This window comes from Citrobacter sp. Awk 4 (assembly GCF_028069725.1).
In the GTDB taxonomy this organism is placed as follows: Bacteria; Pseudomonadota; Gammaproteobacteria; order Enterobacterales; family Enterobacteriaceae; genus Citrobacter_D.
This window is the reverse complement of record NZ_JANEWG010000059.1, coordinates 1-26,396: the sequence shown is the minus strand read 5'-3', so window position 1 is coordinate 26,396 and position 26,396 is coordinate 1. Positions and strand designations below refer to the sequence as shown.

At 49.9% G+C, this 26,396-nt stretch carries 46 protein-coding genes and 1 pseudogene; 7 read left to right on the top strand and 40 right to left on the bottom strand.

The window, feature by feature from the left end:
* Window positions 1-298: 298 nt before the first annotated feature.
* Window positions 299-853: a gamma carbonic anhydrase family protein gene (locus tag NNO04_RS19290; RefSeq protein ID WP_271446022.1), complete on the top strand. Its 555-nt coding sequence runs from the start codon at window positions 299-301 to the stop codon at window positions 851-853.
* Here NNO04_RS19290 and NNO04_RS19285 read toward each other — a convergent pair.
* From NNO04_RS19285 to dprA, 6 genes are read right to left on the bottom strand one after another with little or no spacing between them, the layout of a single operon-like run.
* Window positions 829-1,086 carry a DUF1488 domain-containing protein gene (locus NNO04_RS19285; RefSeq protein WP_271446021.1) on the bottom strand — a complete coding sequence of 86 codons (258 nt, stop codon included), beginning with the start codon at window positions 1,084-1,086 and terminating at the stop codon, window positions 829-831. The two genes, NNO04_RS19290 and NNO04_RS19285, sit on opposite strands and share 25 nt — an antisense overlap.
* A complete protein-coding gene (gene aroE / locus NNO04_RS19280) occupies window positions 1,083-1,901 on the bottom strand; it encodes a shikimate dehydrogenase (RefSeq protein WP_271446023.1) in 819 nt (272 codons plus the stop codon). The genes NNO04_RS19285 and aroE overlap by 4 nt, the downstream gene beginning before the upstream one ends.
* A gap of 4 nt (window positions 1,902-1,905) precedes the next feature.
* Window positions 1,906-2,478, bottom strand: coding sequence for an L-threonylcarbamoyladenylate synthase type 1 TsaC (tsaC, locus tag NNO04_RS19275; protein WP_271446020.1), 573 nt, complete (start codon window positions 2,476-2,478; stop codon window positions 1,906-1,908).
* Complete coding sequence (locus tag NNO04_RS19270; RefSeq protein ID WP_162383464.1) at window positions 2,471-3,025, bottom strand: DNA topoisomerase family protein; 555 nt, start codon at window positions 3,023-3,025, stop codon at window positions 2,471-2,473. Before NNO04_RS19270 ends, tsaC begins: the two co-directional genes overlap by 8 nt.
* 26 nt (window positions 3,026-3,051) lie before the next feature.
* Entirely contained in the window at window positions 3,052-3,525 is a 474-nt protein-coding gene (gene smg / locus NNO04_RS19265) for a DUF494 family protein Smg (RefSeq protein ID WP_192610784.1), read from the bottom strand.
* The gene (gene dprA / locus NNO04_RS19260; RefSeq protein ID WP_271446019.1) at window positions 3,497-4,621 is read right to left on the bottom strand and encodes a DNA-protecting protein DprA; all 1,125 of its coding nucleotides are present in this window, start codon (window positions 4,619-4,621) and stop codon (window positions 3,497-3,499) included. Before dprA ends, smg begins: the two co-directional genes overlap by 29 nt.
* 128 nt (window positions 4,622-4,749) lie before the next feature.
* Here dprA and def point away from each other — a divergent pair, with 128 nt between their 5' ends.
* The 5 genes from def (at window position 4,750) to mscL (ending at window position 9,520) form a co-directional block, all read left to right on the top strand.
* Window positions 4,750-5,259, top strand: a complete 510-nt coding sequence (gene def / locus NNO04_RS19255) for a peptide deformylase (RefSeq protein WP_271446018.1) — start codon at window positions 4,750-4,752, stop codon at window positions 5,257-5,259.
* A gap of 14 nt (window positions 5,260-5,273) precedes the next feature.
* A complete protein-coding gene (fmt, locus tag NNO04_RS19250; RefSeq protein ID WP_271446017.1) occupies window positions 5,274-6,221 on the top strand; it encodes a methionyl-tRNA formyltransferase in 948 nt (315 codons plus the stop codon).
* A 52-nt stretch (window positions 6,222-6,273) separates the two neighbouring features.
* Window positions 6,274-7,563, top strand: coding sequence for a 16S rRNA (cytosine(967)-C(5))-methyltransferase RsmB (rsmB, locus tag NNO04_RS19245; protein WP_271446016.1), 1,290 nt, complete (start codon window positions 6,274-6,276; stop codon window positions 7,561-7,563).
* A gap of 21 nt (window positions 7,564-7,584) precedes the next feature.
* Window positions 7,585-8,961: a Trk system potassium transporter TrkA gene (gene trkA / locus NNO04_RS19240; RefSeq protein ID WP_271446015.1), complete on the top strand. Its 1,377-nt coding sequence runs from the start codon at window positions 7,585-7,587 to the stop codon at window positions 8,959-8,961.
* Window positions 8,962-9,106: 145 nt separating this feature from the next.
* Window positions 9,107-9,520, top strand: a complete 414-nt coding sequence (gene mscL, locus NNO04_RS19235; protein ID WP_271446014.1) for a large-conductance mechanosensitive channel protein MscL — start codon at window positions 9,107-9,109, stop codon at window positions 9,518-9,520.
* Here mscL and NNO04_RS19230 read toward each other — a convergent pair.
* The 31 genes from NNO04_RS19230 to rpsJ form a co-directional block, all read right to left on the bottom strand.
* Window positions 9,517-9,735, bottom strand: coding sequence for an alternative ribosome-rescue factor A (locus NNO04_RS19230; RefSeq protein ID WP_271446013.1), 219 nt, complete (start codon window positions 9,733-9,735; stop codon window positions 9,517-9,519). The genes mscL and NNO04_RS19230 overlap by 4 nt on opposite strands.
* A 55-nt stretch (window positions 9,736-9,790) precedes the next feature.
* A complete protein-coding gene (gene zntR, locus NNO04_RS19225) occupies window positions 9,791-10,216 on the bottom strand; it encodes a Zn(2+)-responsive transcriptional regulator (RefSeq protein ID WP_203359774.1) in 426 nt (141 codons plus the stop codon).
* A gap of 10 nt (window positions 10,217-10,226) precedes the next feature.
* Complete coding sequence (locus tag NNO04_RS19220; protein WP_271446012.1) at window positions 10,227-10,595, bottom strand: DUF1992 domain-containing protein; 369 nt, start codon at window positions 10,593-10,595, stop codon at window positions 10,227-10,229.
* A gap of 107 nt (window positions 10,596-10,702) precedes the next feature.
* On the bottom strand, window positions 10,703-11,089 hold the full coding sequence (gene rplQ / locus NNO04_RS19215; RefSeq protein WP_001216372.1) for a 50S ribosomal protein L17: 387 nt from the start codon (window positions 11,087-11,089) through the stop codon (window positions 10,703-10,705).
* 40 nt (window positions 11,090-11,129) lie between these two features.
* The gene (locus NNO04_RS19210; protein ID WP_001162094.1) at window positions 11,130-12,119 is read right to left on the bottom strand and encodes a DNA-directed RNA polymerase subunit alpha; all 990 of its coding nucleotides are present in this window, start codon (window positions 12,117-12,119) and stop codon (window positions 11,130-11,132) included.
* 25 nt (window positions 12,120-12,144) lie between these two features.
* Complete coding sequence (gene rpsD / locus NNO04_RS19205; RefSeq protein ID WP_000135224.1) at window positions 12,145-12,765, bottom strand: 30S ribosomal protein S4; 621 nt, start codon at window positions 12,763-12,765, stop codon at window positions 12,145-12,147.
* Between the two features lie 33 nt (window positions 12,766-12,798).
* Window positions 12,799-13,188, bottom strand: a complete 390-nt coding sequence (rpsK, locus tag NNO04_RS19200; protein ID WP_001029684.1) for a 30S ribosomal protein S11 — start codon at window positions 13,186-13,188, stop codon at window positions 12,799-12,801.
* Between the two features lie 16 nt (window positions 13,189-13,204).
* Window positions 13,205-13,561, bottom strand: a complete 357-nt coding sequence (rpsM, locus tag NNO04_RS19195; RefSeq protein WP_003031135.1) for a 30S ribosomal protein S13 — start codon at window positions 13,559-13,561, stop codon at window positions 13,205-13,207.
* Between the two features lie 146 nt (window positions 13,562-13,707).
* On the bottom strand, window positions 13,708-13,824 hold the full coding sequence (gene rpmJ / locus NNO04_RS19190) for a 50S ribosomal protein L36 (protein ID WP_000868187.1): 117 nt from the start codon (window positions 13,822-13,824) through the stop codon (window positions 13,708-13,710).
* A gap of 31 nt (window positions 13,825-13,855) precedes the next feature.
* Window positions 13,856-15,187, bottom strand: coding sequence for a preprotein translocase subunit SecY (gene secY, locus NNO04_RS19185; RefSeq protein WP_001118864.1), 1,332 nt, complete (start codon window positions 15,185-15,187; stop codon window positions 13,856-13,858).
* A gap of 7 nt (window positions 15,188-15,194) precedes the next feature.
* Complete coding sequence (gene rplO / locus NNO04_RS19180; protein ID WP_162383474.1) at window positions 15,195-15,629, bottom strand: 50S ribosomal protein L15; 435 nt, start codon at window positions 15,627-15,629, stop codon at window positions 15,195-15,197.
* 3 nt (window positions 15,630-15,632) lie between these two features.
* Window positions 15,633-15,812 (bottom strand): 50S ribosomal protein L30, encoded by a 180-nt coding sequence (rpmD, locus tag NNO04_RS19175; protein ID WP_001140434.1) that lies wholly within the window; start codon window positions 15,810-15,812, stop codon window positions 15,633-15,635.
* Window positions 15,813-15,815: 3 nt separating this feature from the next.
* Entirely contained in the window at window positions 15,816-16,319 is a 504-nt protein-coding gene (gene rpsE, locus NNO04_RS19170; RefSeq protein ID WP_003031131.1) for a 30S ribosomal protein S5, read from the bottom strand.
* A gap of 14 nt (window positions 16,320-16,333) precedes the next feature.
* Window positions 16,334-16,687 carry a 50S ribosomal protein L18 gene (gene rplR, locus NNO04_RS19165; protein ID WP_000358956.1) on the bottom strand — a complete coding sequence of 118 codons (354 nt, stop codon included), beginning with the start codon at window positions 16,685-16,687 and terminating at the stop codon, window positions 16,334-16,336.
* A 9-nt stretch (window positions 16,688-16,696) separates the two neighbouring features.
* Window positions 16,697-17,230, bottom strand: a complete 534-nt coding sequence (gene rplF, locus NNO04_RS19160; protein WP_271446011.1) for a 50S ribosomal protein L6 — start codon at window positions 17,228-17,230, stop codon at window positions 16,697-16,699.
* Between the two features lie 12 nt (window positions 17,231-17,242).
* Complete coding sequence (gene rpsH / locus NNO04_RS19155; protein ID WP_003031127.1) at window positions 17,243-17,635, bottom strand: 30S ribosomal protein S8; 393 nt, start codon at window positions 17,633-17,635, stop codon at window positions 17,243-17,245.
* A gap of 33 nt (window positions 17,636-17,668) precedes the next feature.
* A complete protein-coding gene (rpsN, locus tag NNO04_RS19150; RefSeq protein WP_012135425.1) occupies window positions 17,669-17,974 on the bottom strand; it encodes a 30S ribosomal protein S14 in 306 nt (101 codons plus the stop codon).
* A 13-nt stretch (window positions 17,975-17,987) separates the two neighbouring features.
* Entirely contained in the window at window positions 17,988-18,527 is a 540-nt protein-coding gene (rplE, locus tag NNO04_RS19145; protein ID WP_001096202.1) for a 50S ribosomal protein L5, read from the bottom strand.
* A gap of 14 nt (window positions 18,528-18,541) precedes the next feature.
* On the bottom strand, window positions 18,542-18,856 hold the full coding sequence (rplX, locus tag NNO04_RS19140) for a 50S ribosomal protein L24 (protein ID WP_015962742.1): 315 nt from the start codon (window positions 18,854-18,856) through the stop codon (window positions 18,542-18,544).
* Between the two features lie 10 nt (window positions 18,857-18,866).
* On the bottom strand, window positions 18,867-19,238 hold the full coding sequence (gene rplN, locus NNO04_RS19135; protein WP_000613954.1) for a 50S ribosomal protein L14: 372 nt from the start codon (window positions 19,236-19,238) through the stop codon (window positions 18,867-18,869).
* A 162-nt stretch (window positions 19,239-19,400) separates the two neighbouring features.
* Window positions 19,401-19,655: a 30S ribosomal protein S17 gene (gene rpsQ, locus NNO04_RS19130; RefSeq protein WP_003031120.1), complete on the bottom strand. Its 255-nt coding sequence runs from the start codon at window positions 19,653-19,655 to the stop codon at window positions 19,401-19,403.
* On the bottom strand, window positions 19,655-19,846 hold the full coding sequence (gene rpmC, locus NNO04_RS19125; protein WP_000644742.1) for a 50S ribosomal protein L29: 192 nt from the start codon (window positions 19,844-19,846) through the stop codon (window positions 19,655-19,657). Before rpmC ends, rpsQ begins: the two co-directional genes overlap by 1 nt.
* Window positions 19,846-20,256 (bottom strand): 50S ribosomal protein L16, encoded by a 411-nt coding sequence (gene rplP, locus NNO04_RS19120; RefSeq protein ID WP_000941212.1) that lies wholly within the window; start codon window positions 20,254-20,256, stop codon window positions 19,846-19,848. Before rplP ends, rpmC begins: the two co-directional genes overlap by 1 nt.
* Before the next feature lie 12 nt (window positions 20,257-20,268).
* On the bottom strand, window positions 20,269-20,970 hold the full coding sequence (gene rpsC, locus NNO04_RS19115) for a 30S ribosomal protein S3 (RefSeq protein WP_000529945.1): 702 nt from the start codon (window positions 20,968-20,970) through the stop codon (window positions 20,269-20,271).
* 17 nt (window positions 20,971-20,987) lie between these two features.
* Complete coding sequence (gene rplV, locus NNO04_RS19110) at window positions 20,988-21,320, bottom strand: 50S ribosomal protein L22 (RefSeq protein WP_002919773.1); 333 nt, start codon at window positions 21,318-21,320, stop codon at window positions 20,988-20,990.
* 14 nt (window positions 21,321-21,334) lie between these two features.
* Window positions 21,335-21,613: a 30S ribosomal protein S19 gene (rpsS, locus tag NNO04_RS19105; RefSeq protein WP_001138115.1), complete on the bottom strand. Its 279-nt coding sequence runs from the start codon at window positions 21,611-21,613 to the stop codon at window positions 21,335-21,337.
* Between the two features lie 16 nt (window positions 21,614-21,629).
* Window positions 21,630-22,451 carry a 50S ribosomal protein L2 gene (gene rplB / locus NNO04_RS19100; protein ID WP_162383476.1) on the bottom strand — a complete coding sequence of 274 codons (822 nt, stop codon included), beginning with the start codon at window positions 22,449-22,451 and terminating at the stop codon, window positions 21,630-21,632.
* Window positions 22,452-22,468: 17 nt separating this feature from the next.
* Window positions 22,469-22,771: a 50S ribosomal protein L23 gene (gene rplW, locus NNO04_RS19095; RefSeq protein WP_004868363.1), complete on the bottom strand. Its 303-nt coding sequence runs from the start codon at window positions 22,769-22,771 to the stop codon at window positions 22,469-22,471.
* Window positions 22,768-23,373, bottom strand: a complete 606-nt coding sequence (rplD, locus tag NNO04_RS19090) for a 50S ribosomal protein L4 (protein ID WP_003031119.1) — start codon at window positions 23,371-23,373, stop codon at window positions 22,768-22,770. Before rplD ends, rplW begins: the two co-directional genes overlap by 4 nt.
* A 10-nt stretch (window positions 23,374-23,383) precedes the next feature.
* Window positions 23,384-24,013 carry a 50S ribosomal protein L3 gene (gene rplC, locus NNO04_RS19085; RefSeq protein ID WP_162383477.1) on the bottom strand — a complete coding sequence of 210 codons (630 nt, stop codon included), beginning with the start codon at window positions 24,011-24,013 and terminating at the stop codon, window positions 23,384-23,386.
* Window positions 24,014-24,045: 32 nt separating this feature from the next.
* Window positions 24,046-24,357 carry a 30S ribosomal protein S10 gene (gene rpsJ / locus NNO04_RS19080; protein WP_001181005.1) on the bottom strand — a complete coding sequence of 104 codons (312 nt, stop codon included), beginning with the start codon at window positions 24,355-24,357 and terminating at the stop codon, window positions 24,046-24,048.
* A gap of 378 nt (window positions 24,358-24,735) precedes the next feature.
* Between rpsJ and NNO04_RS19075 the strand changes: the two genes are divergently transcribed.
* Entirely contained in the window at window positions 24,736-25,203 is a 468-nt protein-coding gene (locus NNO04_RS19075; protein ID WP_271446010.1) for a prepilin peptidase, read from the top strand.
* Here the strand turns inward: NNO04_RS19075 and bfr are convergent.
* The 3 genes and pseudogenes from bfr to tuf form a co-directional block, all read right to left on the bottom strand.
* Window positions 25,200-25,676 carry a bacterioferritin gene (bfr, locus tag NNO04_RS19070; RefSeq protein ID WP_271446009.1) on the bottom strand — a complete coding sequence of 159 codons (477 nt, stop codon included), beginning with the start codon at window positions 25,674-25,676 and terminating at the stop codon, window positions 25,200-25,202. The two genes, NNO04_RS19075 and bfr, sit on opposite strands and share 4 nt — an antisense overlap.
* Window positions 25,677-25,748: 72 nt before the next feature.
* Window positions 25,749-25,943, bottom strand: a complete 195-nt coding sequence (bfd, locus tag NNO04_RS19065; RefSeq protein ID WP_162383480.1) for a bacterioferritin-associated ferredoxin — start codon at window positions 25,941-25,943, stop codon at window positions 25,749-25,751.
* Between the two features lie 181 nt (window positions 25,944-26,124).
* Window positions 26,125-26,396, bottom strand: a pseudogene (gene tuf / locus NNO04_RS19060) (elongation factor Tu); the annotation flags it as partial.

Genomic DNA, 26,396 nt, shown 5'->3' with positions numbered 1-26,396 from the left:
GTGGCGTATATTACGCTTTCCTCTTTCAGAGTCAACCCTGATTTTCAGAATTTTTCTCTTCAACCGGACCGGCTGTTTGTGTGAAGTGATTCACATCCGCCGTGTCGATGGAGGCGCATTATAGGGATCCGTGATTTTTGCACAAGGATTTTTTCGATCTTTTTTTCTGATTGCTGTTTTTTCACCCCTTTCGTTCCATTCCTGCGCAATTCGCCTGATTTTTGATACTTAAATCGCTTGCACAGCGCCAATAATCCAACCAAAGTCATCATTACGGTTCTATTTTGTTGAGGTAAATATGTCTGACGTACTACGTCCTTATAAGGATCTTTTCCCTCAGATCGGACAGCGAGTGATGATCGATACCAGCAGTGTCGTCATTGGCGATGTCCGCCTGGCGAATGATGTCAGTATTTGGCCACTCGTTGCTATTCGCGGAGACGTGAATTACGTCGAGGTCGGCGCCCGTACGAATATTCAGGATGGCAGCGTACTGCATGTCACCCATAAATCAACGTCCAACCCACAAGGTAATCCCCTGATCGTGGGTGAGGATGTGACCGTCGGACATAAGGTCATGCTACACGGCTGCATTATTGGCAACCGCGTCTTAGTCGGGATGGGATCTATTCTGTTGGATGGCGCGGTAATAGAAGATGACGTCATGATCGGGGCAGGTAGTCTCGTGCCGCAAAACAAACGTCTTGAGAGTGGATATCTATATCTGGGAAGCCCGGTGAAACAAATCCGCCCATTGAGCGACGCGGAGAAAGCGGGCCTGCAATACTCCGCGAATAACTATGTGAAGTGGAAAGACGAATATCTCGGTCAGGACAACCAGACCCAACCGTGATCGTCTTCTTGCTGGGACTGGATCAGTGCTTCGGCCTCTTCTTCCAGATCCCAGCGATGTTCACAAAAAACAGCCAGCCAATGCTCTGGGGTATCGCCGCCAAAACGAAACGTCAGCCTCTCTCCTTTAATTGCACACATGAGTTGCATACCATTTACCAGCGCAGGAAAGCTGACAGCGTCGATATCTGCATTCCACTCTTCCCTGTCCGGGAACTGGATAGCCTGATTCATGCCAATAACTCCTGTTGCAGCATTTTAATCACTGGCTCAACGTCTGGTAATACACCGTGCCAAAGCAAAACAGCGTGCGCCGCTTGCCCCACCAGCATACCCAGACCATCGGCGTAAGATCTGGCTCCCTTATCTATACACCAGGTAAGAAACGGCGTATTCCCTTTCTGATAGAACATGTCGTAGCAATAAACGGAAGGATGAATAAGGGATGCGGGAATAGCAGGAATATCACCACTGATCCCGCTGGATGTTGCGTTAATGATCAGATCGAACTCATGATCCACCAGCGCATCCATTTTCAGAGACTGGACACTTCCCGTATGGGCAAAAATTTGCGCCAGTTCTTCCGCACGCGAAGCCGTTCGGTTCACGATCGTCACTGCACAATTCATCGAAAGCAGTGGCAACAATACTCCACGGGAAGCGCCACCCGCACCAATGAGCAAAACGCGCGCGCCCGGCCGAATGAAGGATAAGCGTTCAAGATCGCTTAATAGCCCAATACCGTCAGTGTTATCACCCAGTATGCGGCCATCCTCAAGCTTTTTGAGCGTGTTGACAGCACCGGCAAGAGCCGCGCGCTCCGTCAATTCATCTGCTCGCGCAAACGCTTCTTCTTTAAAAGGAACGGTAACATTTGCCCCTTTCCCCCCGTCAGCAAAGAAGGTATTCAGCTTACCGATAAAATCATTGATCGGCGCTAATACACGCCCATACGAATGTTCAATTTGCAGTTGCTGTGCAAAATGCTGATGAATAAACGGCGACTTGCTGTGTGCAATCGGATTACCAAAAACGGCATAGGCTTCCATCATCTTACCCCTGTCGAAACAATTCACCCGTCAGGGCATCACGAATTTCAGATGGATTCAAACGACCTCCCGTTTCACCTTCAACAACAGGGAAGTCTGCCCCGAACTGCTCTCGTACTTCTTCAACAGTACGGCATGGCGGCAATCCACTCAGGTTGGCGCTGGTAGAAACTAACGGCTTGCCATAAGCCTGGCACAAGGCAACTACTAGCGGATGGTCGGTGACGCGCACGGCCAAAGATGCAAACCGACCTGTTAACCAACGAGGCGTAGATGCCGGGGCTGGAAAAACAAACGTGACAGGGCCTGGCCAGCGGGCAAACACGGCTTCCCGTTGGGCATCCGTTAGCATGCTGTCATCAATATAAGATTTAAGCTGCTCAAAATTTGCCGCGATCAAAATGAGACCTTTATCAACGGGTCGTTGTTTCAGCTCCAACAATCGAGTGACCGCTGTTTCGCTATCGGGATCGCACCCGACACCGAAAACCGCTTCTGTTGGATAGGCGATGACATTTTCTTTATTCAGTATCTCTATCGCAGCGGCGATAGCATCTGATGGCAGGTTCTTATTCACTTTTTATATCCGCCGGTAACGGCTTTCCACATTGTTTACTGGCACAGACGTGTTTCACGCCCTGCGCGGTTTTCTTTTCGATGAGTAGAGGGTAGTGGCACTCAGGACACTCTCCCGCTATCGGTTTGAAGTTGATGACAAACTGACACTCAGGATAGCGATCGCAGGAATGAAAGGTTTTGCCATAACGGGAACGGCGCTGAACCAGATGACCCGTCCGGCACTGAGGGCAGGTAATCGCGGTTTCATCAGGTTTATCGATAAGTTCGGTATGCCCACATGCGGGATAATCGCTGCAACCAATAAACATACCGAACCGCCCCTGTCGCAACACAAGTTCAGCACCGCATGCAGGACAGAACTTACCCTCCAGAACTTTGACAATATGTCCGTCCGCTGACGATTTCAGAGGACGGACATAATCACATTCCGGATACTGCGAACAGCCGAGAAACGCACCGTGTTTCCCGGAACGAATAACAAGTTCAGCCCCGCATTGCGGGCAGGGCTCATTTTTACGCACCGTGAACAGTGCTGATTTAGCCATAACAACTCATGTTGAATGAAGATCGTTTAATGCAGCATACCTTCATTCACTTCAAAGAGTAATTCTTCCATTTGTTGATATGCATTTTCACAACCTGGAATGTTAAACAGAACCATCAGGATCACCCACTTCAGGTCTTCCAGGTCGAATTCTGCCGTATCCAGCGCGAGCACACGTTCAATGACCATTTCCCGTGTCTCTAGGTTTAGCACCTGTATCTGCTCCAGGAATAACAAGAATCCCCGGCAACTGGCATCCAGACGATCGCACTCTTCAGCAGTATAAATACGTACAGAGAGAGGATCTGAGGCAAGTTGCATGGGTTCAGCGAGGCCTTCCTGATAGTCAGCAAGCTTTTCCAGCCACAATAACGCGTTGTAGATGTCTTCACGATCAAAACCAGCGTCGGTAAGATCCCGTTCCAGTTTGTCCTGATCCACACGCAATTCAGCTTCGTTATGGATGTATGTCTCAAACAAATACATTAGTACGTCGAACATGGCTTGCCCTCCTCAATCGGACATAGCCGCCGGGTACAGCTGCGATCCATCCTGCTAACTCCAGTTCGAGTAGCTGAGCCACTACCTCTGGCACAGGTTGGCCGGCACGTTCAGCGACGACGTCAACAGGTGTTGCCTCATCTCCTACGTTAGCCAGGAGCTCAGGAAATGGCAATGCCACCGCTTCGTGATCTGATGAATAAAGTGTATTTTCAGGCTCATCTGTCAACCAATGTAACCCGTATTGCAAATTTTCGAGTATATCCTCTGGTGCTGTCACAAGTGTTGCTCCCTGCTTTATCAGCCAATGGGGACCTTCACTTCCTGGACTGCCTATCGGCCCGGGTAAAGCAAAGACCTCTCGCCCTTGCTCCATCGCACAACGTGCGGTAACCAGAGACCCGCTGCGCAGAGCTGCCTCAATCACCAATACGCCTTTACTGAGACCACTAATAATACGATTTCGCCGGGGGAAATTATGCGCTAATGGAGGTGTCGCCAGTGGAAACTCAGAGATCAGAGCCCCTCCCATACCGATGATATTTTCTGCGAGCTGAGCATGGCGACGCGGATGTATGGTCAAAAGACCGTTACCCAATACGGCAACGCTTTTCCCATTCACACTTAACGCGGCTTTATGCGCGACGCCATCGATACCGAGCGCTAGTCCACTGGTCACCGTTATTCCTACTGCGGCAAGCTTTTCACAAAATACACGCCCCCATCGTTCGCCATACCAGGAGTGTGAGCGACTCCCCACCACGGCAAGCTGAACGGAATCAAGGCATTCTGGCTCCCCGGCTACAAAAAACGCGCCGGGGTAGTCCTCAATTGCACGAAGCTGTGGAGGGTAATGCTGACTCTCCGCTGTAATGAAATAGTGATGAGGTCGTGCTAACCAATCCAGCGCAATATCCAGCTCCTTTTGCGGGAGCGTTAAAAAGCGTTCAGCCTGACGGATTGAGAATCCTGCACTGTGCAACAATTCCGAATCAATATAAGTCTGATTAATGAGAAAATTGGCCGTACGTACCATTGTGTCGCCGTACATATCACTGACACGCATTAGGCGTAACCAAACTTCGATATGGGTCATCCTTATCCCCTCTCACACGCGGTCCTGGCAATCTTTGCGATTGGTCAGTGATGCTGTCAATCAGCAGGGGTTTTGTCTAGAATAGAGGTAATAATCTTTCCAACTCCTGAACTCAACTCTGGATAACTATGTCAGTTTTGCAAGTGTTACATATTCCGGACGAGCGTCTTCGCAAAGTCGCAAAACCGGTAGAAGAAGTGAATGCAGAAATTCAGCGTATCGTCGATGATATGTTCGAGACGATGTACGCCGAAGAAGGTATTGGTCTGGCGGCAACGCAGGTCGATATTCATCAACGTATTATTGTGATTGATGTGTCCGAGAACCGCGATGAACGCCTGGTACTCATTAATCCAGAGTTGCTGGAAAAATGCGGTGAAACCGGTATTGAGGAAGGCTGCCTTTCTATTCCAGAACAGCGTGCTTTAGTGCCACGCGCCGAGAAAGTAAAAATTCGCGCACTCGATCGCGATGGTAAACCTTTTGAACTGGAAGCGGATGGCCTGCTGGCGATTTGCATTCAGCATGAGATGGATCATCTGGTCGGCAAACTGTTTATTGATTACCTGTCACCGCTGAAACAACAACGTATTCGTCAGAAAGTTGAAAAACTCGACCGCCTGAACGCCCGAGCTTAAGGACAAGAATCAACGTGTCAGACTCACTACGTATCATTTTTGCGGGTACACCTGACTTTGCAGCGCGTCATCTCGACGCGCTGTTGTCTTCAGGACATAACATCGTCGGTGTGTTTACCCAACCTGACCGCCCGGCAGGACGCGGCAAAAAGCTGATGCCCAGCCCAGTGAAAGTACTGGCTGAAGAGAAAGGTATACCAGTATTTCAACCTGTCTCTTTACGCCCGCAGGAAAACCAGCAACTGGTCGCCGACTTAAACGCTGATGTCATGGTCGTAGTGGCTTATGGTCTGATTCTGCCAAAAGCGGTGCTGGAGATGCCGCACCTTGGCTGCATCAACGTTCACGGTTCCCTGCTCCCCCGCTGGCGAGGTGCCGCACCTATTCAGCGTTCGCTTTGGGCCGGAGATACCGAAACGGGTGTCACCATTATGCAAATGGATGTCGGCCTTGATACTGGCGACATGCTATATAAGCTTGCATGCCCAATCACAGCAGAAGATACCAGCGGCACGCTGTATGACAAACTGGCGAACCTGGGCCCGCAAGGGCTGATCGATACACTCAAGCAACTCGCTGCAGGTACCGCAAAACCTGAAGTGCAAAACAGCGCTCTGGTTACCCATGCAGAGAAGCTCAGCAAAGAAGAAGCCCGCATAGACTGGTCTCTCTCTGCCGCACAGTTAGAACGTTGCATTCGTGCCTTTAACCCCTGGCCGATGAGTTGGCTGGAAATAGAGGGACAACCCGTGAAAGTCTGGCAGGCATCAGTTATTGAGGCTTCCACGCAAGCAGAACCCGGCACCATCCTTGAGGCCACAAAACAAGGTATCCAGGTCGCGACGGGCAACGGCATTCTGAACCTGCTCTCATTGCAACCCGCAGGGAAAAAGGCGATGAGCGCCCAGGATCTACTAAATTCACGTCGGGAATGGTTTATTCCTGGCAACCGTCTGGCCTGACGGTCACATCTCAATACGCCCGGTGTAACCGGGCATTTTTATTTTTGCGGTTATGAAAAAACAATTCAATTTACGTAGCATAGCGGCGCAAGCCATTGAGCAGGTCATTGAGCAAGGACAATCGCTTAGCAATGTCCTGCCCCCTTTACAGCAAAAAGTTTCTGATAAAGACAAAGCGCTTCTCCAGGAGTTGTGCTTTGGTGTATTGCGTACACTTTCGCAATTAGACTGGCTGATCAACAAGTTAATGTCCCGGCCGATGACGGGTAAACAGCGCACCGTGCATTATCTGATTATGGTGGGCTTCTATCAGCTGTTGTACACCCGCATTCCTCCCCATGCCGCCCTGGCGGAAACAGTAGAAGGTGCAGTTGCTATTAAGCGCCCGCAGCTTAAAGGACTGATCAACGGGGTATTGCGCCAGTTTCAGCGCCAGCAAGAAGAATTATTGGCAGAGTTTGCCGGCAGTGATGCGCGTTTTTTGCATCCTTCCTGGCTGTTAAAACGGTTACAGAAAGCGTACCCCGCACAATGGGAAGCTATTGTGGAGGCCAACAATCAACGCCCGCCAATGTGGTTACGTGTGAACCGAACGCACCATACACGCGACAGTTGGCTGGCATTGCTGGAAGAAGCGGGTATGACAGGCTTTACTCATCCTGCTTATCCTGATGCCGTGCGCCTGGAAACACCGGTACCCGTTCATGCTTTACCTGGCTTTGAAGAAGGTTGGGTCACGGTTCAGGATGCTTCAGCTCAAGGCTGCATCACTTATCTCTCGCCAAAAAACGGTGAGCAGATTTTGGATCTTTGTGCAGCCCCTGGCGGTAAAACAACGCACATTCTCGAAGCTGCTCCAGAAGCGCAGGTTATGGCTGTTGATATTGATGAGACGCGACTTTCTCGCGTCTATGACAACCTAAAACGTCTGGGTATGAAAGCGAACGTTAAGCAAGGTGACGGGCGTTATCCGGCACAATGGTGCGGCGAGCAGCAGTTTGATCGCATTCTGCTGGATGCCCCTTGTTCAGCCACTGGCGTTATTCGTCGCCATCCGGACATCAAGTGGCTGCGTCGTGACCGTGATATTGCTGAGCTTGCTCAGTTGCAGGCTGAAATTCTTGATGCTGTATGGCCACATTTGAAACCTGGCGGTACGCTGGTTTACGCAACCTGTTCCATTCTGCCGGAAGAAAACAGTCAGCAGATTAAAGCCTTCTTGCTGCGCACTCCAGATGTTGAGTTACAGGAGACAGGTACTCCTGATAATCCAGGGCTGCAAAATCTACCGGGAGTGGAAGAAGGTGATGGCTTCTTTTACGCTAAGCTAATCAAAAAGTGATGAGATAACGGGTCGCGACTGATGAAAATTATCATTCTGGGCGCAGGACAGGTTGGCGGTACGCTGGCTGAAAACCTGGTCGGAGAGAACAACGATATCACGGTGGTCGATACCAACGGTGAGCGCTTGCGCAGTTTGCAGGACAAGTTCGACCTTCGCGTTGTACAAGGGCACGGTTCCCATCCTCGTGTGCTGCGTGAAGCGGGGGCTGACGATGCGGATATGCTCGTCGCCGTAACCAGCTCCGATGAAACCAATATGGTCGCCTGTCAGGTCGCCTATTCTCTCTTCAACACTCCGAACCGTATTGCACGAATTCGCTCGCCGGATTATGTCCGCGATGCGGATAAGCTATTCCATTCCGAAGCGGTTCCTATCGATCATCTCATCGCTCCGGAGCAATTGGTCATTGATAACATCTATCGACTGATTGAGTACCCTGGCGCACTGCAGGTGGTCAATTTCGCGGAAGGCAAAGTCAGTCTGGCAGTGGTAAAAGCCTATTACGGCGGCCCGCTGATTGGAAACGCGTTATCCACAATGCGCGAACATATGCCGCATATCGATACTCGTGTCGCGGCAATTTTTCGCCACGACAGGCCGATTCGTCCGCAAGGCTCCACGATCGTTGAAGCGGGTGATGAAGTCTTCTTTATCGCCGCCTCTCAGCACATTCGAGCTGTGATGAGTGAATTGCAACGCCTGGAAAAACCCTACAAGCGCATCATGCTGGTCGGTGGCGGCAATATCGGCGCAGGCCTTGCGCGTCGTCTGGAAAAAGATTACAGCGTGAAGTTGATTGAACGTAATCAGCAACGTGCAGCCGAACTTGCCGAGAAACTACAGAATACGATCGTCTTCTTTGGCGATGCCTCAGATCAAGAATTATTGGCTGAAGAACATATCGATCAAGTTGATCTTTTCATCGCGGTCACCAACGACGATGAAGCGAATATCATGTCGGCAATGCTCGCCAAACGGATGGGGGCCAAAAAGGTAATGGTGCTAATTCAGCGCCGTGCCTATGTCGATCTTGTTCAGGGCAGCGTGATTGATATTGCGATTTCACCGCAGCAGGCAACCATCTCCGCGCTTCTCAGTCACGTACGTAAAGCTGACATTGTCGGGGTGTCTTCATTACGACGTGGCGTTGCGGAGGCCATTGAAGCAGTTGCACACGGTGATGAGACAACGTCCCGCGTCGTGGGCCGTGTGATCGATGAAATAAAACTTCCTCCGGGAACGATCATTGGTGCGGTTGTCAGAGGAAATGATGTAATGATTGCCAACGATAATCTACGCATTGAGCAGGGCGATCATGTCATTATGTTCCTGACAGACAAAAAGTTTATTACCGACGTTGAACGTTTATTCCAGCCAAGTCCTTTCTTCCTGTAATTTAAAAAGGGCACCGGCTTGGTGCCTTTTTCAATTCCCTTTATTTATCAAGGTCTAATTTATTTTCCTAAAGAGAATATGCTTGAATGGAAAATACTTTAACATTTGTTAAACTTACACTCGTCAGCTGCTTAGGGAGAATAAAATGAGCATAATTAAAGAGTTTCGCGAATTCGCGATGCGCGGAAATGTTGTGGATTTGGCGGTGGGTGTCATTATTGGTGCGGCATTCGGTAAAATTGTTTCATCGCTGGTTGCCGATATCATCATGCCCCCTCTGGGATTATTAATTGGCGGGATCGACTTTAAACAATTTGCTGTCACACTGCGTGCTGCACAGGGAGATATCCCGGCAGTCGTCATGCATTATGGTGTGTTTATCCAGAACATCTTTGATTTTGTTATTGTTGCGTTTGCCATCTTTATGGCGATCAAACTGATCAATAACCTCAATCGTAGTAAGAAAGAAGAACCGGCTGCACCACCTGCACCGACAAAAGAAGAAGTGTTGCTTACCGAAATCCGCGACCTACTGAAAGAACGAAATACGCGTTCTTAACACGTCGCTGAAAGCAGAAAGCCAGTGGTAAGAACGTGATTGACACTCTTGCCACTGGCCTCCCAGTTACCCCGATTGCCATGTTTGCCCTTCCGCAGATAACTTCCTTTCCCTTTCTTATTTTTTTCTACGCGTTGCCTGAACAAAGGGTCATGAAGTAATGCTTCAATGGCATTGTCCTTTATCTGCCCTTTCGTATGCTGATAACGACTCATAATTTCTCCAGTTGTCTGTTTTACGGCGCGAGTGTAAGCGCCTGCGTTCAATAAATCAACAGCCCGTTTTGACTCCACTAGCTCCTTGTTCCAGGGCCTCCAGGATCGAACAATACACGCTACTGTGCGCCTTGCCACAGCAGGCATCATTGAGTCTTTGCAATGAACGCTGCATGGTTTGTAATTCTGCTATTCTGGCTTCCACTTCTTTCAGCCGCTCCTGCACAATCCCCTTCGATTCCTGACACGTATGGTGTTCCGGATCAACACGGATCGAAAGTAGCTCGCGGATCGACTCAAGCGTAAAACCAAGCTGGCGCGCATAACGAATAAATTTAAGCCGCTGGAGATCGCTTTCGGTATAAAGCCGAAATCCCCCTTCAGTGCGCACTTCATGTTCCATCATTTGCTGCTTTTCATAATAGCGGATGGTATCAGGGGTCACTTCCGCCAGCTTTGCCAGTTCACCAATGCGGTACATAAGCACTCCGTTATTGATCGTTGATTTTGTGCACCAGTTTGTCTGCATATTCCCCACGTAAAAACTCAGTACTCAAACCGGCCTGTCTCAGTTTTAACTCGAGCAACGACAAACGTCGGCTGACTTCCTGATACTGTGGATCGTCTTGCCTGATACCCTTGAGTATATCAAGTAACTGAATGGCCTCTCTGCGTTGTTCCAGCTCAGGAGGAAGGCATCCTGCATTTTTTAATAAGCGATAACCAACACGAAGATCGTCGGGAACATGCGAGTCATCATCAAGAATAAGCGCTTTACCGCTACCAGGAAGGTTATCAAACTCGCCTTTGGATTGTGCATCGACAATATGGCGCTCTGCCCACTGGTCAAGTAACCACATACAACACTCCAGGGGATGAACAAAAGGGGTACAGATATTGTAGGCAAGTGAGGATATAACGGATATAAAAAAACCCGCCGAGGCGGGTTTTCTTACGTTACTGCAGATTACTCTGCAGCAGCTTCTGCTTTCGACTCAGAGCGATCAACCAGCTCGATGTATGCCATCGGCGCGTTGTCGCCTGCACGGAAGCCACACTTCAGAATGCGAGTGTAACCACCGGCGCGGCTCGCGAAACGCGGGCCCAGCTCGTTAAACAGTTTTGCCACGATCTCGTTATCACGAGTGCGGGCGAATGCCAGACGACGATTAGCTACGCTATCAGTCTTGGCAAGAGTAATCAGCGGCTCAACTACGCGGCGCAGCTCTTTCGCTTTAGGCAGGGTCGTCTTGATGATTTCATGACGAACCAGTGAACCTGCCATGTTGCGGAACATTGCCTGGCGATGGCTGCTGTTGCGGTTCAGTTGACGACCACTCTTACGATGGCGCATGACCTTATCCTTCTCAGTAAAACCTTAACCTGTGATCCGGTTACTCGTCAGCGATGCTTGCCGGTGGCCAGTTTTCCAGGCGCATGCCCAGAGACAGTCCACGGGAAGCCAGCACGTCTTTAATCTCAGTAAGAGATTTTTTACCAAGGTTAGGCGTCTTAAGAAGCTCAACCTCAGTACGCTGTACCAGATCACCGATATAGTGGATAGCTTCTGCTTTAAGGCAGTTAGCAGAGCGGACAGTCAATTCCAGATCGTCAACAGGGCGCAGCAGGATCGGATCGAATTCTGGTTTCTCTTCTTTCACTTCTGGCTGACGTACATCACGTAAGTCAACAAAAGCTTCCAGTTGTTCAGCCAGAATGGTTGCCGCACGACGAATCGCCTCTTCAGGATCGATTGTGCCGTTGGTTTCCATTTCGATGACCAGCTTGTCCAGGTCGGTACGCTGTTCTACACGCGCTGCTTCAACATTGTAGGCAATACGCTCTACAGGGCTGTAGCATGCGTCGACCAGCAGACGGCCGATTGGGCGCTCATCTTCTTCCGAATGAATTCGGGTAGAAGCCGGCACATAACCACGACCGCGCTGAACTTTGATACGCATGCTAATAGACGCGTTCTCATCGGTCAGGTGGCAGATCACGTGCTGCGGCTTGACGATTTCGACATCCCCATCATGGGTGATATCGGCTGCAGTCACAGGGCCAATGCCAGATTTATTCAAGGTAAGAATAACTTCATCTTTACCCTGAACTCTCACCGCCAGCCCTTTCAGGTTGAGCAGGATTTCCAGGATATCTTCCTGAACGCCTTCTTTGGTGCTGTACTCATGCAGTACACCATCAATCTCAACCTCGGTCACCGCGCAACCCGGCATCGATGAGAGCAGAATACGGCGCAGTGCGTTACCCAGAGTATGGCCAAAGCCACGCTCTAAAGGCTCAAGGGTCACCTTGGCGTGCGTCGAACTCACTTGCTCGATATCTACCAGGCGCGGTTTTAGAAACTCTGTCACAGAACCCTGCATTGTGTCCTCTCTTTGGTACTAAGCTTTACTTGGAGTAAAGCTCGACGATCAGGTGTTCGTTAATGTCCGCAGACAGATCAGAACGCTCAGGCTTACGCTTAAACGTACCTTCCATCTTGCCAGCATCAACTTCCAGCCAGGTTGGCTTTTCACGCTGCTCAGCCAGCTCCAGAGCGGCTTTCACGCGAGACTGCTTCTTCGCTTTCTCACGAATGCTAACAACGTCATTCGGACTAACCTGATAAGAAGCGATGTTAACAACACGACCGTTTACCATAATTGCTTTATGGCTTACCAGCTGACGTGCTTCTGCACGAGTGGCGCCGAAGCCCATACGGTATACAACGTTGTCCAGACGACCTTCCAGCAGAGCCAACAGGTTTTCACCGGTGTTGCCTTTCAGACGTGCTGCTTCTTTGTAGTAGTTACGGAACTGACGCTCCAGCACACCGTAGATACGGCGAACTTTTTGCTTTTCACGCAACTGCACACCATAGTCAGACAGACGCGGTTTACGCGCACCGTGCTGGCCAGGAGCTTGTTCAATTTTACACTTGGTATCGATCGCGCGAACGCCAGACTTAAGGAATAAGTCGGTGCCCTCACGACGGCTCAGCTTGAGCTTAGGACCCAAATATCTTGCCATTTTCTTTCTCCAACAAACCTGGAAACGACAGCGTTATACGCGGCGTTTTTTCGGCGGACGACAACCGTTATGAGGGATCGGAGTCACATCAGTAATATTAGTGATGCGGAAACCAGCGGCGTTCAGTGCACGAATAGTAGATTCGCGACCTGGACCCGGTCCTTTGACCATAACTTCCAGATTCTTGATACCGTATTCTTTAACGGCGTCAGCGCAACGCTCTGCTGCAACCTGAGCTGCAAACGGAGTGGACTTGCGAGAACCACGGAAACCGGAACCACCGGCTGTTGCCCAACCCAGCGCGTTACCCTGACGATCAGTGATAGTCACGATGGTGTTGTTGAAAGAAGCATGGATATGAGCCACGCCGTCAGAGACTTGTTTTCTTACACGTTTACGTGCACGAATTGGTGCCTTTGCCATTATTCAATCACCCCGATTATTTCTTGATCGGTTTGCGCGGACCCTTACGGGTACGTGCGTTGGTCTTGGTACGCTGACCGCGAACCGGGAGACCACGACGATGACGCAAACCGCGATAGCAACCAAGGTCCATAAGGCGCTTGATGCTCATGCTAACTTCACGGCGCAGATCACCTTCAACGACAAATTTGGCAACTTCGTCACGCAGCGTGTCGATTTGTTCTTCAGACAGCTCACTGATCTTAACATCTTCAGCGATACCCGCTGCAGCCAAAATGGCCTTGGAACGGGTCTTGCCGACGCCGTAGATCGAAGTTAATGCGATCACAGCATGTTTCTGATCAGGAATGTTAATGCCTGCTATACGGGCCACTATGCACTCCTACTATTTAATATGTACGCACCATGCTGAAAAGCCCGTTTTCAGGATACTCAAATGGAAACGCACAGACATACAAAAGATTGGCTGGCTAATCTAGCCAGCTCAACCCAACTTTGCAAGAAAAATATGCGAATAAATCAGCCTTGGCGCTGTTTATGCTTCGGCTCGGCACTGCAAATCACACGGATGACACCATCACGCTTAACGATTTTGCAGTTACGGCATAATTTCTTGACGGAAGCACGAACTTTCATTTTTACTCTCCGTAACTTCTCGGGCGACCAATTATCGGCCGTAGCCTTTCAGGTTCGCCTTCTTCAATGCAGACTCGTACTGACTTGACATCATTAGAGTTTGCACTTGAGCCATAAAGTCCATAATCACGACAACAACGATAAGCAGTGAGGTCCCACCGAAGTAGAACGGTACTTTCATTGCATCACGCATGAACTCCGGGATCAGGCAGATAAAGGTAATATAGAGCGCACCAACCAGGGTCAGGCGGGTCATTACTTTATCGATATACTTCGCCGTTTGCTCTCCCGGACGAATTCCTGGTACAAATGCACCGGACTTCTTCAGGTTATCTGCTGTTTCACGCGGGTTGAAAACCAACGCCGTGTAGAAGAAACAGAAGAAGATGATTGCAGACGCATAGAGTAACACATAAAGCGGTTGCCCAGGCTGCAAATACAGCGAAATTGTTGTCAGCCAGTTCCAACCGGTTCCGCCCCCGAACCATGACGCGATGGTTGCTGGGAACAGAATGATACTGGAAGCGAAAATTGCCGGGATGACCCCCGCCATATTCACTTTCAGCGGTAAATGTGTGCTCTGTGCAGCATAGACACGACGACCTTGCTGACGTTTCGCGTAGTTTACCACAATGCGGCGTTGACCACGCTCAACAAATACAACAAAGAACGTCACTGCAAATACTAATACTGCAACCAACAGCAACACGAGGAAGTGCAGGTCGCCTTGACGCGCTTGCTCGATAGTATGGGCAATGGCTGGCGGGAGTCCCGCAACGATACCGGCGAAGATAATGATCGAGATACCGTTACCGATACCACGCTCAGTAATTTGTTCGCCGAGCCACATCAGGAACATAGTCCCTGTAACCAGACTCACAACAGCGGTGAAATAGAATGCAAAGCCTGGATTCATTACCAGACCCTGCATACCAGGCATATTCGGCAGACCAGTAGCAATACCGATCGACTGGAATATCGCCAGCACCAGAGTACCGTAACGGGTGTACTGGCTGATCTTACGACGACCAGACTCCCCTTCTTTCTTTATTTCTGCCAACGTTGGGTGAACCACTGTCAGCAACTGGATAATAATCGATGCCGAAATATACGGCATGATACCCAGAGCAAAGATAGAAGCACGGCTGAGAGCACCACCAGAGAACATGTTGAACATTTCAATGATGGTGCCTCGCTGTTGCTCAAGCAGTTTGGCAAGTACAGCGGCATCAATACCAGGGATCGGAATGAAAGAGCCAATACGGAACACAATCAGCGCGCCGATTACAAACAGCAGTCTGCGTTTCAGCTCGCCTAAGCCACCTTTGGCACTTTGAAAATCTAATCCCGGTTGTTTAGCCATCTGCTACTTATTCCTCGATTTTACCGCCAGCAGCTTCGATAGCAGCACGAGCGCCTTTAGTAACACGCAGGCCACGAACAGTTACCGGAGTAGAAACTTCACCAGCCAGGATCACTTTCGCGAACTCGATCTGGATACCGATAATGTTAGCTGCTTTCAGCGTATTCAGGTCTACAACGCCGCCTTCTACTTTAGCCAGGTCAGACAGACGAACTTCGGCTGTAATCGCTGCTTTACGAGAAGTGAAGCCGAATTTCGGCAGACGACGGTACAGAGGCATCTGACCACCCTCGAAACCGCGACGTACGCCACCGCCAGAACGAGACTTCTGACCTTTGTGACCACGACCACCGGTTTTACCGAGGCCAGAACCGATACCACGACCCAGGCGTTTACCCGCCTTTTTGGAGCCTTCGGCCGGAGACAGAGTATTTAAACGCATCTCTTACTCCTCAACTTTAACCATGAAGGAAACCGCGTTGACCATACCACGAACAGCAGGAGTATCCTCGCGTTCTACGGTGTGACCAATACGACGCAGACCCAGGCCAAGCAGCGTTGCCTTGTGTTTCGGCAGACGACCGATTGCACTGCGGGTTTGAGTAATTTTAATAGTCTTTGCCATGGCTTATTTCCCCAGAATTTCTTCAACGGATTTACCACGCTTGGCAGCGACCATTTCCGGAGATTTCATATTTTCCAGACCATCGATAGTTGCACGAACCACGTTAATCGGGTTGGTGGAACCATACGCTTTAGCCAGAACGTTACGAACTCCAGCGACTTCCAGAACGGCGCGCATTGCACCACCGGCGATGATACCGGTACCTTCGGAAGCCGGCTGCATGAATACACGAGAACCCGTGTGAGTACCCTTAACCGGGTGCTGCAGGGTGCCGTGGTTCAGCGCGACGTTAATCATATTGCGACGGGCTTTTTCCATCGCTTTCTGGATCGCTGCTGGAACTTCACGCGCTTTACCGTAACCAAAACCAACGCGGCCATTACCATCACCAACAACAGTCAGAGCTGTGAAGGAGAAAATACGACCACCTTTAACGGTTTTAGATACGCGGTTTACCGCGATCAGCTTTTCCTGCAGTTCGCCAGCTTGTTTTTCGATGTGAGCCATCTTACACCTCTACCTTAGAACTGAAGGCCAGCTTCACGGGCAGCATCTGCCAGTGCCTGGACACGACCATGATATTGGAACCCGGAACGGTCAAAGGAAACATCTTTGATGCCTTTTTCCAGAGCGCGTTCGGCAACAGCTTTACCCACAGCTGCAGCAGCGTCTTTGTTACCGGTGTACTTCAGTTGTTCAGCGATAGCTTTTTCTACAGTAGAAGCAGCTACCAGAACTTCAGAACCGTTCGGTGCAATTACCTGTGCGTAAATATGACGCGGGGTACGATGTACCACCAGGCGAGTTGCGCCCAGCTCTTTGAGCTTGCGGCGTGCGCGGGTCGCACGACGGATACGAGCAGATTTCTTATCCATAGTGTTACCTTACTTCTTCTTAGCCTCTTTGGTACGCACGACTTCGTCGGCGTAACGAACACCCTTGCCTTTGTAAGGCTCAGGACGACGGTAGGCGCGCAGATCTGCTGCAACCTGACCGATCACCTGCTTATCAGCGCCTTTCAGCACGATTTCAGTTTGAGTCGGGCATTCTGCAGTAATCCCTGCCGGCAGCTCATGATCAACAGGATGAGAGAAACCCAGAGACAGGTTTACTACATTCCCTTTGACCGCTGCACGATAACCTACACCAACCAGCTGCAGCTTCTTAGTGAAGCCTTCGGTAACACCGATAACCATTGAGTTCAGCAGGGCACGCGCGGTACCAGCCTGAGCCCAACCGTCTACGTAACCATCACGCGGACCGAAGGTCAGTGCATTATCTGCATGATTAACTTCAACAGCATCGTTGAGAGTACGAGTCAGCTCGCCGTTTTTACCTTTGATCGTAATAACCTGACCGTTGATTTTTACATCAACGCCGGCAGGAACAACGACCGGTGCTTTAGCAACACGAGACATTTTTTCCTCCGATTAGGCTACGTAGCAGATAATTTCGCCACCAAGACCAGCCTGGCGCGCTGCACGATCAGTCATAACACCTTTAGAGGTAGAAACAACTGCGATACCCATGCCGGCCATAACTTTCGGCAGCTCATCTTTACGTTTGTAGATGCGCAGACCTGGGCGGCTGACACGCTGAATGCTTTCTACAACAGCTTTACCCTGGAAATACTTGAGAGTCAGTTCCAGTTCCGGCTTGGTGTCGCCTTCAACTTTAAAATCTTCAATAAAACCTTCTTCCTTCAGCACGTTGGCAATTGCCACTTTCAGCTTGGAGGAAGGCATGGTGACCGCAGCTTTGTTCGCGGCCTGACCGTTACGGATACGGGTCAGCATATCCGCGATCGGATCTTGCATGCTCATCTGTCTTTACTCCCGTGATTCAATTGGTGACAATTACCAGCTAGCCTTTTTCAAGCCTGGCACTTCACCGCGCATGGCGGCTTCACGCAGCTTAATACGGCTCAACCCGAACTTGCCCACATAACCATGTGGACGACCTGTTTGACGGCAGCGGTTACGCTGACGAGACGGGCTGGAATCACGCGGCAGAGTCTGCAGCTTGAGAACGGCATTCCAACGATCTTCGTCGGAAGCGTTCACATCAGAGATGATCGCTTTCAGTTCAGCGCGTTTCGCGAAGTATTTATCAGCTAAAGCTACGCGTTTTACTTCGCGTGCTTTCATTGATTGCTTAGCCATTAGTAACCCTACCTTACTTGCGGAACGGGAAGTCAAAGGCAGCCAGCAGAGCACGGCCTTCTTCGTCAGATTTCGCAGTAGTGGTAATGGTAATATCCAAACCACGCACGCGGTCGACTTTATCGTAGTCGATTTCTGGGAAGATGATCTGCTCACGGACACCCATGCTGTAGTTACCACGACCGTCGAAAGACTTAGCGGACAAGCCACGGAAGTCACGGATACGTGGAACAGCAATAGTGATCAGGCGCTCAAAGAACTCCCACATGCGTTCGCCACGCAGAGTTACTTTACAGCCGATCGGATAGCCCTGACGGATTTTGAAGCCTGCAACTGATTTGCGTGCTTTGGTGATCAACGGTTTTTGACCGGAGATTGCTGTCAGGTCAGCTGCTGCGTTATCCAGCAGTTTCTTGTCAGCGATCGCTTCACCAACACCCATGTTCAGGGTGATCTTCTCGACCCGAGGGACTTGCATGACAGAATTGTAGTTAAACTCAGTCATGAGTTTCTTAACTACTTCGTCTTTGTAGTAATCATGCAGTTTCGCCATCGTACTACTCCAAATTACTTGATAGTTTCGCTATTAGATTTAAAGAAACGGACTTTTTTGCCGTCTTCGAATCTAAAGCCTACACGGTCAGCCTTGCCGGTTGCCGCATTGAAGATTGCAATGTTAGAGATCTGAATAGCTGCTTCTTTCTCTACAATGCCGCCTGGTTGGTTCAGAGCCGGAACCGGCTTCTGGTGTTTCTTAACCAGGTTGATACCTTCAACAATGACCTTGCCGGAAGACAGGACATTCTTAACTTTACCGCGTTTACCTTTATCTTTACCGGTTAACACGATAACTTCGTCATCACGACGGATTTTCGCTGCCATGATTCGCTCCTTAGAGTACTTCTGGTGCCAGAGAGATAATTTTCATGAACTTCTCGTTGCGAAGTTCACGAGTTACCGGCCCAAAAATACGCGTACCGATAGGCTGCTCACTGTTATTGTTTAAAATAACGCATGCATTACCATCGAAGCGAATGACAGAACCGTCCGGGCGACGAACACCCTTCTTGGTGCGCACCACTACCGCCTTCAGCACATCACCTTTTTTGACCTTACCACGCGGAATCGCTTCCTTGATGGTGATCTTGATGATGTCGCCTACGCCTGCGTAGCGACGGTGCGAGCCACCCAGAACCTTGATACACATTACGCGACGTGCACCGGAGTTGTCGGCGACGTTCAGCATAGTCTGTTCTTGGATCATTTTAGTGCTCCGCTAATGTCAACTACTACTGAGACCCGAATATCAGGTCGTTAAAAAGCCCCATATCGAGGGCGCAGCATTATAACACCGCTCAAACGATATGGGTAGAAAAAATAAACGGCTCATCGCTGAGCCGTTTATTCGTTGAGAATGCATACTCTATTACAGAACAGCTTTCTCTACAACGCGAACCAGCGTCCAGGACTTAGTCTTGGACAGCGGACGGCATTCGCGGATTTCAACCACGTCGCCAGTACCACATTCGTTGTTCTCGTCATGTACGTGCAGTTTGGTCGTACGCTTAATGAATTTACCGTAGATCGGGTGTTTCACAAAACGTTCGATAGCAACAACAATGGATTTCTCCATTTTGTCGCTAACAACGCGACCTTGCAGAGTACGGATTTTATCGGTCATTACGCACCCGCCTTCTCAGTCAGTAAAGTCTTAACGCGTGCGACATCACGACGCACTTGCTTCAACAGGTGAGACTGTTGCAGCTGGCCACTTGCAGCCTGCATACGCAGGTTGAACTGCTCACGCAGCAGATTCAGAAGCTCGGTGTTCAGCTCTTCAACACTCTTCTCACGCAGCTCTTTTGCTTTCATTACATCACCGTCTTAGTTACAAAGGTGGTTTTAATCGGCAGTTTCGCTGCTGCCAGCTTGAATGCTTCACGGGCCAGCTCTTCCGGTACGCCGTCCATTTCATACAGGACTTTACCCGGCTGAATCAAGGCAACCCAATACTCCACGTTACCTTTACCTTTACCCATACGCACTGCCAGCGGCTTTTCAGTGATCGGTTTGTCCGGGAATACACGGATCCAGATCTTACCTTGACGCTTAACTGCACGGGTCATAGCACGACGTGCTGCTTCGATCTGACGGGCAGTCAGACGACCACGGCCAACAGCTTTCAGACCGAAGCTGCCGAAGCTAACATCCGTACCCTGCGCCAGACCGCGGTTACGGCCTTTGTGCATTTTACGGAATTTTGTACGCTTTGGTTGTAACATCAGCGACGCTCCTTATTTACGGCCTTTACGCTGCTGCTTTTTAGGTTGAGCAGCCGGTTTTTCCGGTTGTTCAACAGCAGCCATACCACCCAGGATCTCGCCTTTGAAGATCCACACTTTAACGCCGATTACACCGTAAGTGGTGTGCGCTTCAGAGGTGTTGTAGTCGATGTCAGCACGCAGAGTGTGCAGAGGAACGCGACCTTCGCGGTACCATTCAGTACGTGCGATTTCCGCGCCGCCCAGACGGCCGCTAACTTCAACTTTAATACCTTTAGCGCCCAGACGCATTGCGTTCTGTACAGCACGCTTCATCGCACGACGGAACATAACACGACGTTCCAGCTGAGAAGTGATGCTGTCAGCAACCAGTTTTGCGTCCAGTTCAGGTTTACGTACTTCGGCGATGTTAATCTGTGCAGGAACGCCAGCGATATCCGCTACGACCTTACGCAGTTTTTCTACGTCTTCGCCTTTCTTACCGATAACGATACCCGGACGAGCGGTGTGAATGGTCACACGGATGCTCTTAGCCGGACGCTCGATAACGATACGAGATACAGACGCTTTTGCCAGTTCCTTAGTCAGGTACTGACGTACTTTAAAATCGCTGTCCAGGTTGTCAGCGAATTCTTTGGTGTTCGCAAACCAAGTAGAGTTCCATGGTTTTACAATACCCAGGCGAATACCATTAGGATGTACTTTCTGACCCATTGCTAGTCTCCAGAGTCTCAGCGATCGGACACAACCACAGTAATGTGGCTGGTGCGCTTCAGGATGCGATCTGCACGACCTTTTGCACGCGGCATAATGCGCTTCATGCTCGGGCCTTCGTCTACGAAAATTTTCGCAACTTTCAGATCGTCAATGTCAGCGCCATCGTTGTGTTCAGCGTTAGCAATGGCAGATTCCAGAACTTTCTTGACCAGTACAGCCGCTTTCTTATTGGTGTAGGTCAGAATATCCAGGGCCTGCGACACTTTCTTACCGCGAATCAGGTCTGCAACAAGGCGAACCTTCTGAGCAGAAGAACGAGCATGGCGATGTTGAGCTAAAGTTTCCATCTCTTCCTCCTACCTTATTTCTTCTTCGCTTTTTTATCAGCAGCGTGGCCGCGATAAGTACGAGTCGGTGCGAATTCACCCAGTTTGTGACCGACCATTTCATCGGAAACAAATACCGGAACGTGCTGACGACCATTATGGACAGCGATGGTCAAACCGATCATGTTAGGAAAGATCGTTGAACGACGGGACCAAGTGCGCAGGGGCTTCTTGTCTCCGCTTTCCACCGCTTTCTCTACCTTCTTCAGCAAGTGCAGGTCAATAAAAGGACCTTTCTTGAGAGAACGTGGCATGGCTTATCCTCTAAAATTATTTGCTACGGCGACGTACGATGAATTTATCAGTACGCTTGTTGCTGCGGGTCTTCTTACCTTTGGTCTGAACGCCCCACGGAGTTACCGGGTGCTTACCAAAGTTACGACCTTCACCACCACCATGTGGGTGGTCGACTGGGTTCATCGCAGTACCGCGAACGGTAGGACGAACACCACGCCAGCGAGCAGCACCTGCTTTACCCAGAACGCGCAGCATATGCTCAGCATTGCCAACTTCGCCCAGAGTTGCACGGCAGTCTGCTTCGACTTTACGCATTTCACCAGAACGCAGACGCAGGGTGACATAAGCACCATCACGAGCAACGATCTGAACGTAAGTACCAGCGGAACGTGCCAGCTGACCGCCTTTACCTGGTTTCATTTCTACGTTATGAACGGTAGAACCAACCGGGATATTGCGCATCGGCAGGGTGTTACCTGCTTTGATTGCAGCATCAACGCCAGACTGAACCTGGTCGCCAGCTTTCAGGCCTTTAGGGGCCAGGATGTAACGGCGTTCGCCATCTTTGTACAGAACCAGCGCGATGTTCGCGGAACGGTTCGGATCGTACTCAAGACGCTCAACAACTGCCGGGATACCATCTTTGTTGCGTTTGAAGTCAACCAGACGGTATGCCTGCTTGTGGCCACCACCAATATGACGAGTGGTGATACGGCCATTGTTGTTACGACCACCGGATTTGCTGTTTTTTTCCAGCAACGGAGCAAAAGGTTTGCCCTTGTGCAGCTCAGGGTTAACCACTTTAACAACGTGGCGACGACCCGGAGATGTCGGTTTACATTTAACAACTGCCATTGTATTACTCCTCCGACTTACTCAGCGCCGCCAACGAAGTCCAGATTCTGGCCTTCCTTCAGGGTGACGTAAGCTTTTTTCCAGTCGCTACGACGACCGATACGCTGTCCGTGACGTTTAACTTTCCCTTTAACTACCAGGGTGTTAACGACTTCGACTTCGACTTCAAACAGTTTCTGCACAGCAGCTTTGATTTCTGCTTTGGTCGCGTCTTTAGCAACTTTGAGAACGATGGTATTGGTTTTTTCCATCGCAGCAGACGCTTTTTCAGAAACGTGCGGTGCACGCAGCACCTTCAGCAAACGTTCTTCACGAATCATGCCAGCATCTCCTCAACTTGCTTAACAGCATCAGCAGTCATTACGACTTTGTCGAAGGCGATCAGGCTAACCGGGTCGATACCAGTTGCATCGCGTACGTCAACCTTGTGCAGGTTGCGCGCAGCCAGGAACAGGTTCTCGTCCAGCTCACCGGTGATGATCAGCACATCTTCCAGAGCCATGTCTTTCAGTTTCTGTGCCAGCAGCTTAGTTTTAGGCGCTTCAACAGAGAATGATTCGACAACGATCAGACGATCCTGACGTACCAGTTCGGACAGAATGCTTTTCAGCGCGCCGCGGTACATCTTTTTGTTAACTTTTTGACTGTGGTCCTGCGGACGGGCAGCGAAGGTTACGCCACCGGAACGCCAGATCGGGCTCTTGATAGAACCTGAACGCGCACGGCCGGTACCTTTCTGGCGCCACGGCTTTTTGCCTGAACCAGTTACTTCAGCACGAGTCTTCTGAGCACGAGTACCCTGACGAGCACCAGCTGCATAAGCAACAACAACCTGGTGAACCAGCGCTTCGTTGAAATCACGACCGAAGGTAGTTTCGGAAACAGTCAGCGCGCTCTGCGCGTCTTTCAATACTAATTCCATTGCTATCCCCTTACGCCTTCACAGCTGGTTTAACAATCAGGTCGCAACCGGTCGCACCCGGAACACCACCTTTAACCAGCAGCAGGTTGCGCTCAGCGTCAACGCGTACTACGTCAAGGCTCTGAACGGTTACACGCTCGTTACCCATCTGACCTGCCATTTTCTTGCCTTTGAACACTTTGCCCGGAGTCTGGTTCTGACCGATAGAACCCGGAACGCGGTGAGACAAGGAGTTACCGTGAGTAGCGTCCTGGGTACGGAAGTTCCAGCGCTTAACGGTACCGGCGAAACCTTTACCTTTAGAGGTACCGGTTACGTCAACTTTTTTAACGTCAGCAAACAGTTCAACGCTAATGCTCTGACCTACGGTGAATTCTTCACCATCTGCCAGACGGAACTCCCACAGGCCGCGGCCAGCTTCTACGCCAGCTTTAGCAAAGTGACCAGCTTCCGGCTTGGTTACACGGTTAGCTTTTTTAGCACCAGTGGTAACCTGAACAGCGCGGTAGCCATCGTTAGCCAGGTCTTTAACCTGAGTAACGCGGTTTGCTTCAACTTCGATTACGGTTACTGGGATAGATACGCCATCTTCAGTGAAGATGCGGGTCATACCCACTTTTTTACCGACTAAACCAATCATTGTATCAACCTCTCAATCGCTCGATGACCTGATTAACCCAGGCTGATCTGCACGTCTACACCGGCAGCCAGGTCCAGACGCATCAGAGCATCAACGGTTTTTTCAGTTGGCTCAACGATGTCAACCAGACGCTTGTGAGTGCGAATTTCGTACTGATCACGCGCGTCTTTGTTAACGTGCGGAGAGATCAGAACGGTAAAGCGCTCTTTGCGGGTCGGCAGCGGGATCGGACCACGAACTTGCGCACCAGTGCGCTTAGCAGTCTCGACGATTTCCGCGGTTGATTGATCGATCAGACGATGATCAAACGCTTTCAAACGGATACGGATTCTTTGGTTCTGCATGAGACCAGAGCTCCAATTATTTTATAGACGAAATAGTTACTCCTCAAACCCATTACGATTGATGGGAGAGTGTAACCGTTCTTACAGAGTTCCCCGATTGGGAACATTGTCTGGTATCGCTTTCGCAGTACCTGTGGCTCATATCGAACCGCTGTCAATATTAGACAAGCCCGCGCATTATACGTAAATCTCAGTCTTACGCAAGCGCCGCGTAGATATTAATCATTTTTCGGCAATGCGGGCACCGTTCCATCCTGCCTGCAAGAATTCCACATTTCATTTTTTCTGTGGAACGGAGGAAACAAAGCAGCAGATACCACATTGCGTGGAAAGTTGCTGCCGCTAATGTGGTTTCACTGTCTACTCAGGAGTTACCCCATGTACTCAGCACTCCCTTTTCTGCTCACATACCTTTTTTTATCAGGACGTCTGTGGCTCACCGATTTACGAACGGGTTTTTTACCCGATCGATTAACCTGCCCTCTTCTTTGGAGCGGCCTCATTTACCATCAGCTTTTCCTGCCCGCACGATTGTCCGATGCCCTATGGGGAGCCGTAGCAGGCTATCTCTTGTTCGCTCTGCTGTACTGGGGTTATCGTCTGGCTTACCAGCAGGAAGGGCTGGGCTATGGCGATGTGAAGTTTCTTGCCGCCCTGGGCGCCTGGCATGAATGGCAGTCATTACCCTTGCTGGTTTATATTGCTGCTTTTTTGGCCTGCGCTGCTGTGGGGATCGATTACTTCAGAAATGGTAAGGCGGTATTAAAAAACCCGCTGCCTTTTGGACCCTATATGGCGGCTGCGGGTTTTATCATGGGATGGAACACACTGATGCCGGAGTGTTAGTCTGTGACTTTAATTTGTGATTGCAGATAATTTTGCAAGCCAAGTTTCGAAATTAAATCCAGCTCAGTTTCCAGCCAGTCGATGTGCCCTTCTTCATCAGCAAGAATCTCAATCATCATATCCCTGCTGACGTAATCATGAACAGTATCTGCGTAAGCGATAGCTTCACGTAGATCCTTCGCGCCTTCAAGTTCCAGCCGAAGGTCAGATTGCAGCATCTCTTCAACATCCTCGCCAATACCTAATTTGCCGAGATCCTGCAAATTTGGAATGCCCTCCAAAAACAAGATACGCTCAATGTACTTATCAGCGTGTTTCATCTCATCGATGGATTCATGGTATTCAACATCATTGAGGCGAGTCAGGCCCCAATTTTTAAACATACGAGCATGGAGAAAATACTGGTTGATCGCGACAAGCTCATTACCCAATAGTTTATTGAGATAACTTATGATTTTAACATCACCTTTCATTTTATAGTCCCTCCGCTTCCACTCTTTGAAGAGTAGATGGGGCTACAGGGATGTCAAAAAAAAGAATGTGACTCAGGCGATCTCTTTAAATTCCGGTATCTGTGTCAATTCATCCTGCATAACTTCGCGCGCCGCACGCACACACTTACCGCATTGATTTCCAATAGCAATAAATTTACGCAATTGCTGGAACGACTGGGGATGAAACTGACGTACCGCCTGACGGATTTTTTTATCACTGACACCATTACACAAACAAACGTACATGATCGCTCCCGTTCAATTTCTGCGCAAAGTGTAAATGAGAATAGTTATGATTACAATAGCACAAATGTACAGACGCAGCCGGAGAGCAATAAAAAATGCGAACAAATATGACAGACTAAATGCCAGTCAGCAAAAAGGGCGCCGTAGCGCCCTTTTTAAGGTCAGAACTAATTATTAAATATTAGCTCATTACTTTAGCAACAACGCCCGCACCAACAGTACGGCCGCCTTCACGGATTGCGAAACGCAGACCGTCGTCCATCGCGATCGGGTGAATCAGGGTAACAACCATTTTGATGTTGTCGCCCGGCATTACCATCTCTACGCCTTCCGGCAGTTCGATGGTGCCAGTCACGTCAGTTGTACGGAAGTAGAACTGCGGACGGTAGCCTTTGAAGAACGGAGTATGACGGCCGCCTTCGTCTTTGGACAGGATATAAACTTCAGATTCGA